The organism is Oleiphilus sp. HI0117 (assembly GCF_001635235.1).
In genome coordinates, this window is sequence record NZ_LWGA01001109.1 from 1 (window position 1) to 16,842 (window position 16,842).

The following is a 16,842-nucleotide window of genomic DNA, read 5'->3' on the forward strand; positions in this document are numbered from 1 at the left end:
CCAGCTTGAAGACTTGGAGCCAAATCGTATTATAGAAGTTTCCTGGGGCTATGAAGCCGATGCAGCCTATGGTGTGGGTATTGAGATTCAAGCCTATGACCGAGAAGGCCTGCTTCGGGATATAACGATTGTACTAGCTAACGAGAAGGTCAATGTAACGGGCGTGAATTCATACTCTGACCCACAAGAAAATATTGCGACCATTACCATTGCAATGGATGTGTCGAGCTTGGCGAGTCTTGGGCAAGCCCTAGCCAAGATCAAGCAATTACCCAATATTATTGATGCTCGCAGAAAACGTAACTAAGGAGCTTTGGTGTCTTCAGAGAAAGTTAAAAAGGCTCAGGATAGTATTCTAGAAGGTGCTTCCAATAAAGATGGAGTACTGAACCAGGCTTTGGATATTCAAGCGCGCGCAGCTAAGCACGGCTTTGATTGGCCTGAAATAGAGCCAGTTTTTGATAAAATAGCTGAAGAACTGGACGAGCTTAAGCAGGAAGTCATAAAAGCGAAAGCGCAGTGTAAGACAAGCACGGCTGAAGACCTTTTTAAAAGGCCTGAAATTCGAGCTGAGTTTGGTGACTTGCTTTTCAGCTGCTTGAATCTATCGCGCTTTCTAGGTGTACTTCCTCAAGATGCGCTTCAGCTTACCAATGATAAGTTTACTTCGCGCTTTCAATTTATCGAGGAGCAATTGGGCAATCAGGGCACTTCTGTGAGCGAGGTGCCCTTAACTCAACTAGACCAGCTCTGGGAGTTGGCCAAACTGAAAGAGAAATAAGCTTTCCAATTAGTTTTCTTCGCTAAAGTCGTAGTTCATTTCTGTAGAGGGTGCTTGCAGGTAGTAACCCTGAATATAGTTGACGCCCGCTTGCCACAAAGTTGATAGCAGGGCTGCACTCTCTACCAGCGGCACGATAGTGAGTTTACCCATGGACTGTAAGGTCTGAATCATTTCTTTAGCCTGTTCTTTTGAATCTTCACCCTTTTGCATATCTTGAGTAAAGGAACCTTCAAGCTTGATGTATTCTGGGCTTAAGTGTTTCAGAAGGTTGAAAGGTTTTAAGGCATGGCCGAACTGATTGATCGACATTTTACAGTGTAGGGTGCTGATACCTTTGGCAAACTCTTTTGCTTGTTTCATGTAAGTGATAGCGTTGTTTTCCGATATCTGGAAAATTAAAGAGTCGCCAGGTAGGCGAGCGGCTTTCAGCGCTACATTCAGCCATGAGGTGAAGGTTTGATCTTGTAGCGTCTCGCTGGTCAGGTTAATAAAGAGTTTGGTGTCATGACCTTTTGATCTATGTTCACTTAAGTGTTTAATTGTTTGTAAGATAACCCATTTGTCGATTTTGCTGGCCATATTACTTGGGCCGCTTGGTGGCAGGAAGTCATAGGGTGAAATTTCCTCGCCCTCTTCATTCAGCATGCGAATAAAGGCTTCGTAGTTCTCATCCCCTTCGCCTCTCAAGCTGATAATCGGTTGGAAGAGCAGCTTGAATTTGTCATTGTCGATTGCATCCTGAATCAGCTCCATTGCCATGTCATGGTCATCTAAAGGCTTATCAGTTTGAATCGTGTACAGTTTGACTCCATTTATCTCTTCAGCGTTGTCCTGAGAAGCGAGTTCTTGAGACGCCGTTTGAGCTCTACCTAGAATATCATTGATGGCGGGGGCATTCTCAGTTATCAAAGTGACACCAGTACTAAGTGTTATCTGAATTGTTTTTCCATCGACCTCAAATAAGTGATCTTCAACAGCCTGACCATAAGCTTGGGCGACTTCAACGGCATCATCTCCATTTTGTGCCGGGCATATTAGGCCAAAAACATCGTCGCTTAATCGAGCCAGGTGATGGTCGCTCTTTCGGTTGCTATCAATAACATGAGCCAGGTCGCGTAGTACCAGGTCGGCATCAGCCATGCCAAAATTGGTTTTTATCTTCTGAAAGTTATCGATGGCCAGGTAAAGTACGCCTGCATGCGTACTATTATTTACCGCACATTCTTTTGCATCGTGCAGTTGTTCCATAAAGTATTGGCGGTTATATAAACCTGTTAGCAGATCCTGTTGGCTGAGTTCTTTTATCTTTTCCGCAAGTTCTTCATTGTCATGCTCTGGACGGATAATAATTTGTAGGCAGTCTTCGCCGTCGTAAGTTGCAGCGGAAAGGCTCATGGTTGCGCTAATTTCAGTACCATCTTCACGAATGGATATGCAGGTTGTTGCTTCGGTCTTTTCGGCTTGCGGGTTATCTGAAAAAGGCTTAGATAGCTCTTTGAAGCTGCTTTGTGATTCTGAATTAAAGGTATCAAGCACAGGAATGCAGATCATTTCATCGATATCATCGTAGCCAAGGAACTGCATATAGGAGCTGTTGGCATAGATGTGCATACCATCACTGATATAAGCAATGGCATCTTTTGAGCTATCGAGTAACAATTCACAGCGGTGCTCTGCATCGCGAATTTTTGCTTCCATTAAACGCAACTTTTTACGATCGGCTCGACTCTCTAACTCTCGTCGCAGTACGACGACTATGTGTTTATCATTTTCGAAAGGTACGACATCTTTTGCGCCGGCTTTCATGTGCTTAACCAGCTGCTCATCGTCATAAGCATCACTTAAGACGATAAAGGGCAAATCGCGGTCTTTTTGGCGTATATGCACTAGGGCTTGGTTTATATCAAAGTCAGCTTCTTTTTCGCGGGCAACAAATAGATCCCAAGACTGCTCTTCAAGCGCATCGACGAACTCTTCTTCAGACTCGATACGCTTTGCCCGGGTAGGTATGCCGGCATTGCGCAACAGGCTGATTAGCTTTTCTGCGTCGTTCTCTGATGGGTCGAGAATAAGTAGATAAATTGTGTCGTTTATTTTGCTCATTGACTTGGGATACTGCTCTTAATGTTCAAAAAATATATACCTGTTAAACCAGGCAAGTTATTAATATAGAGCGCTTATGGTGTGCTCTATTTTCGTTTTCAGTTCTCTATTTATAGTGTCGGCCACAATGAGTCGAAGTCATCATCGTTGTCGCCTACCTCAATATCAGGAACCCGATTTTCAGTCAGCTCTTTCATTTGTTTGTTTTCTGACAGTTCAAATTGACTAAAGCTACCGGTCGCTGATACACGTGTTTCTAAATTACATTTTCCTTCGGCGCCATTGGCTCGAATCGATACCTTATGACCGGACATGAAGGGAAGCCTGGGTGTAATAAGTGTCGTAGGCTGACCTATGGCACTCAGTTCTGGTAACAGGAGTCCTCTTAGGTACTCGCTAGGGTCTCCCGTCTTCTGAAGCAATTGGACACCACATGGCTTAGCGCTAGGCGCTAATAGTTCGATCCCTACCTGGGTACCTTGCTGCTTGATATGTCTGATCCAGCGAATAACCGCGATGCTCCATGCTTGCTGAGCATTTTCACGCAAGGAAATTATTTCACCCGCTTGAATATTGCTTGGTACTTCACCTTCCCATTGCAGACAATAGCCACCAGGGCTTGTATTGACTAAAGGAACTGTGTACTTCGGGTAAGCGCTGTCGAGCTTGTCATCGATTGCTCGGTCATAGGAAATGGGCGCGTCGGAGGGCGTAGTCGCCGAATGACTACCGGCATCATAGCTGTCACCCCAACCATCCTGAGACTGATTGGTGGCACTTAGGAAAATATTGTCATCACCTGAGGTTGAACCGGATGCATGTTGAAGCATTTGTGTGTGGAACTCGACTTTTCCCGAGGTGTAATAGTGGCTTGCACTTAAACCAACACATAGGTTTAGGGCACCCTCATCTTCTACCCGTTTAAAGCTGCGCTTGGTTAATACACCGAATGAATGATGTAAATGATCCAAAACGACGTCGGAAATATGCTTAGGCAGTGCTATGATCGGCTCTTTTTCAATACGCTTCTTTGACTTTGCCTGCTCTACTTCAGTGTTAAGGTGTTCATTTAGTCTGCTCACTAGTTCGGTCGTGTTAAAGCCATAATGGCTGGCACTGGTACTTTTAAGTAAGCTTTTGTATCGAGGTGGTAGATCTTGCTCGATATTGATTACAAAGACTGATTCATCGATTTGATCGGCACCGATGTCAACTAGGTCTGACCACAATTCGAAAGCGTAATAAGCAATCTGTATATCGTTTTGACGTAGCTGGTTAGGGCGACAGCAGCTTAGTAAGAGATTCTGTTTATAGACTTGATCTATTCGAGTTTCTCGTCCGTCTCTTCTTTGATCGTCTGCAACGGTATATTTCAGTAAATTGTGTTGTTCAGCAAAGTAGAAAACCTGATGCATTTCGACCCAGATATCTCTGGGAGTGTGAATATAAAGCTGATTAGATCGGAGCAGGACTTGCCCATACTCGGACATCATCCTATGAGCAGCACAAGTAAAGTTTTTCCTGACTTTTTCGCTATTAATGTTAGGCACGCTATCGATAAGAATTATCTTATACGAGGTTGCGAGATGTATTTGGATAGCTTGAGTCAGGTTAGCAATTTTTTGCTGTTTTTCACTTAGTACAACTGACTGATTAAGGAAGTGTTTAGACAGCTCCTTACATACATAGTCTATTGGCGGCCTCAATAGTTCCAGAATTTGCATTCGTGTTAGAGGAGGAAGAGTCAGCTTATTAAACTCGATTATTGCCTGGTATAACTGGCGTGAGAGCTCTCCCACATTAGCCATCGGCAAATCCTTCACCCAAGCTTTAATTGCTGCTGGAGTATGTTCAGCAAAAGAAAAACTGATTAAAGTTTGCTCGGGGGTGGATAAATTTAATTCTATATCTTGGCCGTGCATTCATGATTCCTAAATTTGTAGTAAGAGGCTACTTATTTTGCTTGTACGGGTCAGCATCTAGTCAGAAAATTATGCGAAACCGTAGCCATAATACGCTTATAACTAGCATAGCAGGGATTATGGTATTGTCTTGAATGAGGGGGAAAAAGTGTGGCTTGAATTGTTAAATCGCGTTACAGGCTCGATTTAGTTCTCAGTAGCACATTATTTATGGCCAACTAAATGTTGCCAGGCTCTTAGAGTTTTGCCCCGGGATTTCCTGACTGAGGCGAGGAACGAGATAACCAGGCAGAGCGCCAAGAAGTTGCTTATAGAGCTTAAATGCTTCGCGCTCAGAGACCTCGAAATGCGCTGCGCCTGAAACACGGTCATACATAAATAGGTAGTAAGGGAGAATGCCCAGGTCAAAGAGCGCTAGACTAAGCTTTGTTAGTGTCTCTGCATGATTATTGACGTCTTTTAGCAAGACTGCCTGGTTCAATAAGGTGACGCCAGCCTGTTTGAGAGCAGTGAAGCAGGGTCTGAGTTGACTATCTAACTCGTTAGGGTGATTGCAGTGTGTGACGAGTATGAGTTGTTTGTTGCAATCAGAAAATATTTTTAATAGTTCTTGGTCGATTCTTTCCGGGATACTGACGACCATTCGAGAATGAATACGAATGCGTTGGATATGCTTGATATCAGCAATATTGTTTATTAGCCAGGCAAGGTGGTCGTTATTGTGTATTAAGGGTTCGCCACCGCTCAGGATTACCTCATCTAATTCTTTGTGTTCTTCAATGTAGTTGAAGACCTTTCGCCATTCGTTTTTTGATTGGCGATGCGCGTCATAAGGAAAATTCCGGCGGAAGCAGTAACGACAGTTAATAGCGCACACAGTACTACTCATGAGTAATACCCGATTATTGTACTTGTGCAGTAAGCCTTTGACGGGAGAGTACTCTTCCTCGTTCAGAGGGCTATCGTTAAAACCATCGACTTGCTTGAACTCTCTATTTTGAGGAAGTACTTGTAGAAGAAGTGGGTCATTCGGGTCGTTTGAACGAATACTTGCCAAGTAACGTGGTGGTACTCTTAATTCAAACAAACGCTCAGCCTCTTCATCTACTAAAGGATGATCGTTCAGACCTAGCTTGTTCAGCAAGTCTGCAGTACTTATTTTGCACTGGCTAAGTTGAGACTGCCATGAACCGTATTGCGCTTTATTTTCGACAGGAATAGTTGATAGATGTATCATGTGCGCTTTAATTTTGGTCTGCGAGCCTAAAAAAGAGTCAGCCCTTGATGTAAAGAGGCCGGTAAACCGCGCAGTATATAGCGAAGTAAAGCTATAGAAAACAGTTTGTCGCCCACTCATTGGCCCTGTATAGATTAGGCTGGACCAAGATAGCGAGAAAATAATTCCGTAAATTGAATAGTTCCTGCATAAATATGTAGGAGACAGAAACAGGTGAGATCAAAATGGGAAGTTATTCTACCAGCGAATTCCGTTCAGGCTTAAAAGTAATGTTGGATGGTGATCCTTGTGCGGTGATTGAGAATGAATTTGTAAAGCCAGGAAAAGGCCAGGCTTTTAACCGCGTTAAGTTGAGAAACCTCAATACTGGGCGTCAATGGGAGAGAACCTTCAAGTCAGGTGAATCTCTTGAAGCGGCTGACGTAATGGAATTCGATATGGAGTACCTCTATACCGATGGTGAGTTCTGGCACTTTATGATGACTGATGGTTCTTTTGAACAGCATGCTGCTGATGAAAAGGCTGTCGGTGATACAATTAAGTGGTTAAAGGAACAGGATGTTTATACGGTCACACTATTCAATGGTGCACCCTTGGCTGTTGCTGCAGCAAACTTTGTTGAGCTGGAAGTGGTAGAAACTGACCCGGGTTTGAAAGGCGATACAGCTCAAGGTGGCACAAAGCCGGCTACCTTTTCTACCGGTGCAACGGTCAATGTGCCATTATTTGTCAATATTGGTGAGAAGCTGCGTATCGATACTCGTACTGGTGAATACGTGAGTCGTGCCAAGTCATAATTGAGCAATTGATTGCATAGAGATTAGAGGTTTGCTTGCTTGTTATGAATAAAACTTCAGAACAATGGCAACCAACATGTTCTTTGCAAAGACTAAAAGCCCGGGCTGAGCTATATGCGCAGCTTCGGGCTTTTTTTGTCGCACGTCATGTGCTTGAAGTTGAAACGCCTATTCTTGGTCGCTCAACTGCGACAGATCCTCATCTGGAAAGTTTGTCTTGCGCTTTGAATTCTGCACCTGGTGCGGGTTCAGAATGTTTATATCTACATACTTCTCCTGAATTCCCTATGAAGCGTCTACTTGCTGCGGGGAGTGGTTCGATTTTCCAAATCTGTAAAACTTTTCGTAATGCTGAAAGCGGCGTACGACATAATCCTGAATTTTCCATGCTTGAATGGTATCGCCCAGGCTTTGATCTCAACGCTCTGATGCAAGAAACCGCAGACCTACTGGAAACTCTTTTGGGTTCATGTGAAGTGTCGACAGTTAGTTATCGCGACTTGTTTCGGAAATATTTAGATCTTGACCCGATGATAGTCGCTATTGATGTACTGAGGCAGAAAGCAATAGAGTTGGCCGGCTATTCCGGGCCTAATTTGGAACGTGATGAGTACCTGGATCTGCTACTAAGCGTCTGTATTGAGCCATACTTGGGCTGTTCTGAAGATAGTAAGCTTAGACCCGTGTTTGTTTCGGATTATCCCGCATCACAAGCATCTCTAGCCGCCTTGAAGCATGATGAGGATGGCTTATTGGTCGCAGAAAGGTTCGAGCTATATATAAACGGGCTCGAGATTGCGAATGCCTATCATGAACTAACGGATGCTAAAGAGCAGCGCCAGCGCTTTGAATCTGATAATTTGGTACGCCAGGATATGGGTTTGAATGGGATACCAATCGATGAGAAGTTCTTATCAGCTTTGGAGTCTGGTATGCCAGACTGTTCGGGAATTGCCCTAGGTTTGGATCGTTTGTTGATGATCAAAGAGGGAGTCAATAGCATTGAAGATGTATTGAGCTTCCCTCTAAGTCGGGTCTAGTAAATCTAGCTTTTAATGATACTACCGAAGTTTTCACCCATTCTAACGGGGGAGCCTGCCTGCATTGCTTCATTGAATTGTGTTGTGCCTTTTGGAAACGCCAATACAACGGTAGAACCGAGCTTGAATCGTCCCATTTCCTGCCCCTTTTCCAGAGTGATACTGCTCGCATCCCCATAAAGGGTACTGTTCACATCGCGCTTAACCGGAGCGACTAAACCAGACCAAACGGTCTCGATACTGGCAACAATCATTGCACCAACCAAGACCATGGCCATCGGGCCAAACTCGGTATCGAATATGGCTGCAACACGCTCATTTCTGGCGAATAGGCGAGGGACATTCTCTGCCGTTACCGGGTTAACCGAAAATAACTTACCAGGGATATAAACCATTTCTCTTAATGTGCCGGTGCAGGGCATATGAATTCGATGGTAATCTTTAGGCGACAAGTAGATTGTTGAGAAGTCGCCACCCATAAACGGTTCGGCTCGTTCAATGTCGCCGCCAAGCAGCTCTACCACACTAAAGCTCTGACCTTTTGCCTGAAATACCTGGCCTTTATCAACCTGGCCTAGCTGGCTAATCGCGCCATCAACCGGAGAAATGATTGCATCTTCTTGGGTGTCAATTTCCCGTGCGCCAGGTTTAAGTTCACGAGTGAAGAAGTCATTGAAGTGCTTAAAATTCTCTGGCGAATCAAGCAAGGCTTCAGACATATTGACGCCGTATTTATCAATAAACCAAGCGATCAGCTTATTCTTGAACGCCGGAATTTCACATTCAGCGACTTTTCCTGCTGCCCGCGAGATCAAGTGTTGCGGTGCAATATATTGACTGAAAATAAATAGATCATCGAGTTTCATAGTAAGTCCGTTAGTAGTAATTTACTCATTCAATAGGGGTGTCAGCTTGGTTTCCCCATTCGCCCCAAGAACCAGGGTAAGCTTTTATATCTGTGAAGCTAAGTAGCTTGCCTAATAGATAAGTGAGGCCTGAGCGATGGTGGGTTTGGCAGTGTGTGACGGTTGGCTTTTCTGGGCTTATTCCAACAGTCGCTAACTCACTCAACAAGGTGTCAAAGGGTTTTAGTTTTAGGCTATTTTGTTGATCCATCGCGCGAGTCCACTCGTAGTTTAGTGCGCCGGGAATCTTGCCGCCTCTGGCTGCGTAAGCAGTTTCGCCACTATGCTCCATCGGAGAACGAGCGTCCCAGATTTGCAAATCTTGAGTGTTTACAAGCTCTTTTAGCTGCGCGAGAGTGAGGCTATGTTTACCGCTAAAAGACACTTGAATATCTGACTTTTCATTAGCCACAGGGCCGCTTTCCATGTCGAAATTTTCAGCAGCCCATGCGTGCAAGCCGCCATTCAAATAGCGGTAGTTGTTATGGCCAATTTCATCGAGTAGCCAGATAAAACGTCCTGCCCAGCCGCCACCTTCATCATCGTATACAATAACCTGACTATCGGGAGTCAGACCAATGCTTTGCATTAAATCGTTTAAATTTTCTTTACTCGGAGCAAGGCCGGGCACCGGCGGACCCGCCTGGGTTAAATTAGGGCTTACCAGTACTGCACCGGGGATATGAGCGCTTAGGTAGCGATCTTCTTTTCCAAGGTCGACGATGATCAGCTTTTCAGAGGAGTCTTCATTATTTAATAGTGCGAGTAATTGAGGCGCTTCAATTAACAGATCTGACATTTGTTAGTTCTCATTGCTTCAAATGATGATCGGCGGATCATACCAGATGACAAAGTTTGGGACTAACTATTCTTCACCCTTTGATGCTTGACGATTCGCTTGATGCTGTAAGGAAGTAGTGACTGCGCTGCATAGGTATTTGAATTGTTTATAGTGAGCGTCGGTGAGTGTTTGGTTGTCAGTGTTATCTGCGAAGAAAAGGGCAACCGGTTTTTTGCCAACAAATACCGACATTAAGAAAAACTCTTTTGAGTCGGTGGCGCCCTTGAAATTCATGGGAATCAGGTCGAGTATCTTCTTGTCACTAGAGGGTTTCACCCAAATACTGGCTGGGCGAGAGCATAATTTCTCAAAAATAGTATTCTTGATTATTTTGCTTTCAAAATCCTTAAGTTCAGGGTGATCTTGGCACCCGACTGAATAATAGTTTTTAAAGCGGCTGCGGTCTTTGCTTATCAGACCCACGCATGCTCGTTCTAACTCAATGCCGTAGGCAATGCCTTGGGTCGCGGCATTCATCAGCTCATGTAGGTCGGTAAACTCCTGCGGGCGATGAGCCATGATATGTGTTAGCTCAGTATATAAGGGGTTCCGTGAAAGCGGCCCGTTTGCTTGCGCTTTTTCAGCAATGCCTTCTTTATTAGTCGGTGCATTAATTTTTTCAGGTTTCGGTACGTCCCGGTTCTCGTGTTGTCTGGTGTCTTCAAGCTTGTTAGTTTTAGTAGAGCTGGCTATTGGCGCTTCTGGAGCAGGGGGCGCTGCTTTTCCCTTCTGAGATGGCGCATAGGCATCTGACTGGAATTCACTGAGTTGGCACTCACTTTGTGCTTTAGTGCGCTTGCGTGGTGGCACGAATAATTTAGCAGCCGGTTGCATTACGCCTGGCATAGGATGAGCGCGTGACATATCTGCAGCAGCTTCATGAGTTAGCTGAATCGCTTCATCAACCGAGCAGTTTAAGTAGCAAGCCAGAATCCGTTGTGCTCTTAATGTTGCCCTTGAATACCAGCAATATGAAGAATAGTGAGCAATCAGGTTTGCCAGCATCACGACAAAATGTGGAGACTGCATCAGCATATTAATGTCGCGATCTTCAACACGGAGCGGTTTCCCATCAGGGCTAAAAGAGCGGGCAATAGTGACCCATTGCTTATGGCTTAATTGTTTATCTGGTTGATAGCATGCCTGAGCCAGGGCAGGAACGTTTAGCTTTTTAGCCAGAGCGGTCGTGACATCGACGATTGTACCGCCTAATACTTCTTTCTCGGCAACATGGGGGAGCTTGTAGTTGGAACGAATGGCATAGCGTACTAAACGCATTTCAGGCGTTGCAAAGCGCCATAAATACCAGATAGGCGCACCCAGAAACAAGCTGGACCAATAAACGTCTTCGGGGTTTCCTTTACCTTTTCTTTTAGCGATGGCTCGACCGAGGTGGCCTGCATATAAACTGGTTGATAGTGTTCGAAGGTAGTAGAAACTGGTAATACTCTTTAAGGAAATAGCTTTAAAGGGTTGCTCGTTTATCAGCTCTGTTAGGCGCTCAATGCCAATCATACTAATGGCGTGTGCCAGTGTCTTACTGCTCGGTGTATCTTCTAGCTGGCTATCATTGGCGTGTGACATGACGTAAAAAGCCAAGATTGGGTCTTTATTAACGTGAGCAGCCAGATGAGAGTATGGAATAACCTTTTTTTCTAGCATACGAATGACTTTTTGACCCACTTTAAATGGCGAGGGAAGTGACTTTGTCACCAGAAAGTTTGCCCAGCCTTCAGCGCTATCGGGCATTTTTGAGTCAGTCATAAAGCTAATGTAATAGATTGATAGTTAGGAGTTGCGAGCAATTTATTGAAAATAGCTCACTATGACTAGAGTATAGATTGGATTTTTAATAATGCAGGCAATTAATGGCTGAGTATTATTGGTAGGTTTCTTTGTCGCCGAGTGTTTCTCTAATTCTGCGGTAACTATTCATGCGCTCTTCACTAATCTCACCTTTGTCGTAGGCGTCAAGGATCGCGCACTTGGGCTCATTATTATGTTTGCAGTCACGAAAACGGCAGTAGCCAATATGCGGCCTGAGTTCGATAAAACCTTCCAACAGTTCTTGCTCATTGATATGCCATAAGCCGAATTCTCGTATGCCCGGTGAGTCAACAATTCTACCGCCACCCGGAATATGAAAAAGCTTGGCTGTCGTCGTGGTGTGAGTACCTTTACGGGATACTTCCGAAAGCGCGCCGACTTTAATGCTCTGATCACCCAGAATACTACGAATCAGTGAAGACTTGCCGACACCGGATTGGCCAACGAAGACGCTGGTGTAGTTTTTTAGCCAGTCGAATAAGGTGGACTCACAATGCTCGACTTCATTGGCTGAGGTCTTGAGTACTTCATAGCCAAGTGCTTCATAGCTTTGGCAGAGTTTTTCTATCTGAGCGCGGTTATTATCATTAATCAAGTCGCTTTTGTTAAACAGTATGGCAGGCTTGATGTCGAGAGTTTCAGCGGCCACCAGATAACGATCAATTAGATTAGCGTAGGGTGTGGGTTCAGTGGCGACAACAATAATAATACGGTCGATATTGGCGGCTACGGGTTTGAGCAGCCCATAGTTGTCTGGGCGTTGCAGTAAACTGTGGCGTTCTAGGCGTGTTTCGATCACACCGCTTTGGTCTTTGCCGGGGCGCCAGACGACTTCATCACCGGTGACTAAAGCATCGACATTTGCTCTGACATGGCAGCGATGAACAAGTTTTTCTGTTTCGCCTTCGCAAATTTCGCTGGGTTCGATATCGAGCAGTTGGCCATAGTGCGCGATGACCAGGCCTTTTTGTTCTTCACCTAAATCGCTTGCTGCATATTCTTGCCCTAGCTTTTTGTCTTTGCGGTCGGCACGTGCGGCTTTCTCAGCTTGTATTTTTTCGATACGCCATTGCTGCCGTCTATTCAGTTTACGTTTGCTCATAAGCTCCGATGAATCGCTAGGAAAAGAACCAATGGCGCTATTCTAGCAGTAAAAGTATTCCAGAAGCTTGTTTATATCGAATATAGTGATTATCTTTAGCTGCCAAGCACCAGCATTAATCATAGGACTATTTTGATGACCGACAGCCCCGCGAAACATAAAGACAACCTTATCTGGATCGACCTAGAAATGACCGGCTTGGATCCTGAACAAGAGCGCATTATCGAGATCGCTACGATTGTGACCGACTCACAGCTAAATACCCTGGCGGAAGGGCCGGTTATCGCGATTCACCAAAGTGACGAATTGATGGACTCTATGGATGAATGGTGTACCAAAACACATGGTGAAAATGGTCTGACTGCTCGGGTTAAAGCCAGCAATACTTCCGAGAGAGAAGCAGAACAAGATACGATAGAGTTCTTGAAGCAATATGTAGATAAGGGCTGCTCGCCAATTTGCGGAAATACCATTGGTCAGGATCGGCGCTTCTTGGTGAAGTATATGCCGGAGCTAGAAGCCTTCTTTCATTACCGGAACCTGGATGTCAGTACATTGAAAGAGCTAGTTAGGCGCTGGAAACCAGAGATTCAATCAGGCTTAAAAAAACAAGGTACTCACCTGGCACTTGATGATATTCGAGATTCGATTGAAGAGCTAAAATATTACCGGGAGCACTTTATTAAAGCCTAAGTAAGTGCCACTCCTTTAAGAACCCTTCTTTTGGTTTCTCCGTGCAGGCCTCCGGCCGCTCTGTGTCCTCTGTGGTGGGTTCGTTTTTGGGGTTTTGATCTTTAGGATTAAGCCCTCTTAACCACAGAGGGCACGGAGCGCTTCGCTGCAAAGAGGAATAATATTTCCCTGTAAAATGGGTGCAATTCAGCTTAAGTAAGTGCCATTCGGGTCAGAGTAAAAAAAGCTATTTTTACTCTGATCCCACGATTAGGCGCTTAAGTCCTGCAATCAGTGCCTGGCATTCTTCAGGTGTACCAATACTAATCCGAAGATAATCTTTAATGCGTGGCTGTTTGAAGTGGCGAATGATAATCGATTGTTCACGCAAACCAGCAGCGAGAGCTTCAGCTTCAATATCTAGGTGCTTGGCGAGCACAAAGTTTGCCGCAGAAGGCATGACTTCAAAACCCAAGTTCTCGAGCTCTAGTGTTAGCCAATCACGCGTTTCAATGGTCTTATCGCAGCAGGCTTGAAAATAAGCTTTATCTTTAATCGCTTCCGATGCGCCTTTGATTGCAAAGCGGTCAAGCGGATAGGAGTTGAAGCTGTTCTTCACTCGCTCAAGGCCATCGATCAAGTCTTTATGCCCAATGGCAAAACCGACACGTAAGCCCGCCAAAGAACGAGATTTAGAAAAGGTCTGAATAACCAATAAATTGGGATACTTATTGACGAGCGCAACGGCACTTTCACCACCAAAATCGATATAAGCCTCATCCACGACGACCACTGATTCAGTATTCCTTTTCAGCAGAGCTTCGATTTCGTCTAATGGCAATACACGACCGGTTGGTGCATTAGGGTTAGGGAAGATGATGCCGCCATTATCTGTTGGGTAGTCGCTAAGCTCTATTTCAAACCGTTCACTAAGTGGAAGAGTCTTAGGTTCAATTTCGTATAAGCTGCAATAAACCGGATAAAAACTATAAGTAATATCGGGGTAGAGTAGCGGCTTACCATTTGATAGCAAGCCCATAAAGGTATGTGCTAGCACCTCATCTGAGCCGTTACCGACGAAAACCTGCTCGACTTCAAGGTCGTAATATTCGGCTATCGCACTTTTCAACTCACTGGCATTTGGATCAGGATATAAACGAAGAGAATCAGACGCTTCAGCCTTCAGGGCCGAGAGAACTTTGTCAGAGGGGCCATAAGGGTTCTCGTTAGTATTGAGCTTAATAAGATTGGAAACCTTAGGTTGCTCACCTGGAACGTAAGGGGTGAGCTTGTGAACGATGGGGCTCCAGAACTGACTCATAATAACTCTCTTAAATTGAAAACTGATATCGCGAGGGCGAATTTAGATTACTGCTTACTTTACCGAATACCGGCTTAATCGCCAAGAATGAAATTATCTAAATCATTTTTAAGCCTGGTTTCGAGTGTGGGGGGGGTGCAAATATTATGCGCTTATTAAGCAAATACAATAAGAACGATAATGATCACCCTAGACCGCTTTCAACTAATTTTTTTACTTTCTCTGCCTATTATTGGCGGTATGATCTCGCAAAATATACTGAATATCGTCGATGTCGCAATGGTCGGTCATCTGGGGGCTAGTGCCTTAGCCGCAGTAGGAACAGGGAGTTTTGCAGCCTTCGTTTCAAGCGCCATGGTTCTGGGGCTGTCTAGCGGTGTTCAAGCTGTTGCCTCTCGTCGTTTGGGTGAGAAGAAAATCGAGCAAGCTGGGGTGTCGCTATTTGCAGGTGTGATGATCGCCGTAATATTTGGCAGCCTTCTGACAGCTTTAATTTATCCTTATATACCTTCTATTTTTCCATATCTTAATGCCGATACCGAAGTCGCTGAATTAGGTAGCTCTTATTGGGAGATCAGAGTCCTCGCGACGGTTTTCATGGGGGTGAATTACGCCTTTCGCGGTTACTTTAATGGCATTAGTCAGCCAAAGTATTACATGTTGTCGCTAGTGTTTATTCATGTACTAAATATTATTCTGAACTATATATTGATTTTCGGTCACCTTGGTTTCGCCGCTATGGGGACTGATGGTGCGGCTTGGGCGAGTACCATTGCCATGGGCGTTGGTTCTGTTCTGTATTTTTGTTTGGGCTTCTTCAAGCTGGAGTCGTTAAAATTATTCCGTATAAAACCAAGCTTAAGTGATCTTGCTAGCGTCTTTAGACTCACCATTCCAGCAGGTTTTCAGCAGCTGTTAATTGCGATTGGTATGATCAGCTTGTTTTGGATGGTGGGTAAAATAGGCGTTAGTGAAGTTGCCGCTTTAAATATACTCATCAATATTCTGATGTTATGTATTTTGCCAGGCTTTGGTTTTGGTATGGCCGCTGCAACGCTGGTAGGTACAAGCTTAGGTGAACGAGACAAGGTGAAGGCTAAACTCTGGGCCTATGATGTTGCCAAAATTGGCGGAGGGATAACCTTGATACTCGGTATGTTATTAGCCTTCAATGCAGAGCTTATCTTGCGCTTTTTCACTTCAGATACGGCTACCATTGACGCGGCTCGCTTACCTTTGCAGGTGACGGGGGCTTTAATATTTATCGATGTTATCGGTGTGATTCTTATGAACGCCTTGCTGGGAAGTGGTGACGTAAAAGTAGTCTTGAAGACAAGTATGCTTTCTCAATGGGCTGTGTTCTTTCCTTTAGGTCTTATCGCAGTAGTTTATTTTGAGCCGCCCTTGCTGGTGATTTGGCTTTTGTTTTCTTTCTCTCGCCTGGGCCAAGGTTTTGTTTACGGTATTCACTGGCATAGAGGGAAATGGGGAGGCGCTAAGCTTTAGTGTTTAGCGCTTCAATGACGGTGATTTCTAAATCGTTCTAGCCGCTCTGACGTGCTTGGGTGGCTTGAAAAATAGCCCTGTATTTCAGATTCTTGTTTTGGCTCCACGCTACCTATGTTTTCTTCGGGCTCGTTTGCACCTTGGTCTTTTTCTTGGGATTCTAAGTTCTCCATTAAGGTAATAAAATCCTCAGGATGTAAGCCAAACTCTTGTAAATGTTTCAGCGCAAAATCATCAGCCTCGAGCTCCATTTTTTGGGAATAGCCTGCTTGCAGAAGAACACCAGGTAAGGCAAGAATTGCTTGGCTGGTGGTTGAAATATCGCCAGTTACGATAACGATGAATAGGGCTAGGCTGGATTGCTGTATCAGTCTTCTCAGACTATGCCGGTGAGCGATATGTCCAATTTCATGCAGCATGATCGTTTCCAGCTGCTCTTGGTTCTCTGCGAGTTTGACCATCTCATCGGTAAAAATAATGGTTCCTGATGGAAGTGCAAAAGCATTCGCACCGATGGACTCGCTTTTGCGGAACTCGATTTTCATTGGAATGAGCTCAAGGCCTTCAATCTTTGTCAGCTCGTCGGCGATGCGATTAAAGGCCTGCCTTAAGGAGTCGCGCTCTTCTTCAGCTAATTCACTGCTTTGAAACACGCTCTTATCTAGGATTTCTAAGCCTCCGTGACCAATTTTTGTTGATACTTCAGCGGGCAGTGCGTGGGCCAATTCTTCGCTGAAAAAAGGAATGCCATAAGCGATAAAACCCCAGCTAGCGACCGCTACCAA

At 44.8% G+C, this 16,842-nt stretch carries 15 protein-coding genes; 6 read left to right on the forward strand and 9 right to left on the reverse strand.

The window, feature by feature from the left end; all coding sequences use genetic code 11:
* A partial coding sequence (locus A3757_RS19880; protein WP_156506440.1) for an ACT domain-containing protein occupies positions 1-307 on the forward strand: 307 nt, incomplete at its 5' end.
* A 9-nt stretch (positions 308-316) separates the two neighbouring features.
* Complete coding sequence (locus tag A3757_RS19885; protein WP_068509964.1) at positions 317-781, forward strand: MazG nucleotide pyrophosphohydrolase domain-containing protein; 465 nt, start codon at positions 317-319, stop codon at positions 779-781.
* A 9-nt stretch (positions 782-790) separates the two neighbouring features.
* Here the strand turns inward: A3757_RS19885 and A3757_RS19890 are convergent, their stop codons facing one another.
* The 3 genes from A3757_RS19890 to epmB form a co-directional block, all read right to left on the reverse strand.
* Positions 791-2,887: an EAL domain-containing protein gene (locus A3757_RS19890; protein WP_068509966.1), complete on the reverse strand. Its 2,097-nt coding sequence runs from the start codon at positions 2,885-2,887 to the stop codon at positions 791-793.
* A gap of 110 nt (positions 2,888-2,997) precedes the next feature.
* On the reverse strand, positions 2,998-4,809 hold the full coding sequence (locus A3757_RS19895) for a hypothetical protein (RefSeq protein ID WP_068509967.1): 1,812 nt from the start codon (positions 4,807-4,809) through the stop codon (positions 2,998-3,000).
* A gap of 208 nt (positions 4,810-5,017) precedes the next feature.
* Positions 5,018-6,046, reverse strand: a complete 1,029-nt coding sequence (gene epmB, locus A3757_RS19900; protein ID WP_068507605.1) for an EF-P beta-lysylation protein EpmB — start codon at positions 6,044-6,046, stop codon at positions 5,018-5,020.
* Positions 6,047-6,270: 224 nt separating this feature from the next.
* Here epmB and efp point away from each other — a divergent pair, with 224 nt between their 5' ends.
* Positions 6,271-6,843, forward strand: a complete 573-nt coding sequence (efp, locus tag A3757_RS19905; protein ID WP_068507556.1) for an elongation factor P — start codon at positions 6,271-6,273, stop codon at positions 6,841-6,843.
* A 44-nt stretch (positions 6,844-6,887) separates the two neighbouring features.
* Positions 6,888-7,883, forward strand: a complete 996-nt coding sequence (gene epmA / locus A3757_RS19910; RefSeq protein WP_068507597.1) for an EF-P lysine aminoacylase EpmA — start codon at positions 6,888-6,890, stop codon at positions 7,881-7,883.
* Between the two features lie 5 nt (positions 7,884-7,888).
* Here the strand turns inward: epmA and asd are convergent, their stop codons facing one another.
* From asd to rsgA, 4 genes are all read right to left on the reverse strand, one after another.
* Positions 7,889-8,749 carry an archaetidylserine decarboxylase gene (gene asd / locus A3757_RS19915; protein WP_068507599.1) on the reverse strand — a complete coding sequence of 287 codons (861 nt, stop codon included), beginning with the start codon at positions 8,747-8,749 and terminating at the stop codon, positions 7,889-7,891.
* A gap of 25 nt (positions 8,750-8,774) precedes the next feature.
* Positions 8,775-9,587 carry a sulfurtransferase gene (locus A3757_RS19920; RefSeq protein ID WP_068507602.1) on the reverse strand — a complete coding sequence of 271 codons (813 nt, stop codon included), beginning with the start codon at positions 9,585-9,587 and terminating at the stop codon, positions 8,775-8,777.
* A gap of 66 nt (positions 9,588-9,653) precedes the next feature.
* On the reverse strand, positions 9,654-11,393 hold the full coding sequence (locus A3757_RS19925; RefSeq protein ID WP_068509670.1) for an HDOD domain-containing protein: 1,740 nt from the start codon (positions 11,391-11,393) through the stop codon (positions 9,654-9,656).
* A gap of 115 nt (positions 11,394-11,508) precedes the next feature.
* Positions 11,509-12,558, reverse strand: a complete 1,050-nt coding sequence (gene rsgA / locus A3757_RS19930; RefSeq protein ID WP_068553429.1) for a small ribosomal subunit biogenesis GTPase RsgA — start codon at positions 12,556-12,558, stop codon at positions 11,509-11,511.
* 135 nt (positions 12,559-12,693) lie between these two features.
* Between rsgA and orn the strand changes: the two genes are divergently transcribed.
* A complete protein-coding gene (orn, locus tag A3757_RS19935; protein ID WP_068509667.1) occupies positions 12,694-13,251 on the forward strand; it encodes an oligoribonuclease in 558 nt (185 codons plus the stop codon).
* Positions 13,252-13,483: 232 nt separating this feature from the next.
* Here the strand turns inward: orn and hisC are convergent, their stop codons facing one another.
* The gene (hisC, locus tag A3757_RS19940) at positions 13,484-14,551 is read right to left on the reverse strand and encodes a histidinol-phosphate transaminase (protein WP_068509665.1); all 1,068 of its coding nucleotides are present in this window, start codon (positions 14,549-14,551) and stop codon (positions 13,484-13,486) included.
* 180 nt (positions 14,552-14,731) lie between these two features.
* Between hisC and A3757_RS19945 the strand changes: the two genes are divergently transcribed.
* Positions 14,732-16,057, forward strand: a complete 1,326-nt coding sequence (locus tag A3757_RS19945; protein WP_068509662.1) for an MATE family efflux transporter — start codon at positions 14,732-14,734, stop codon at positions 16,055-16,057.
* Positions 16,058-16,068: 11 nt separating this feature from the next.
* Here A3757_RS19945 and A3757_RS19950 read toward each other — a convergent pair.
* Positions 16,069-16,842 (reverse strand): M48 family metallopeptidase (locus tag A3757_RS19950; RefSeq protein WP_197470149.1); only part of this gene is annotated, 774 nt, incomplete at its 5' end.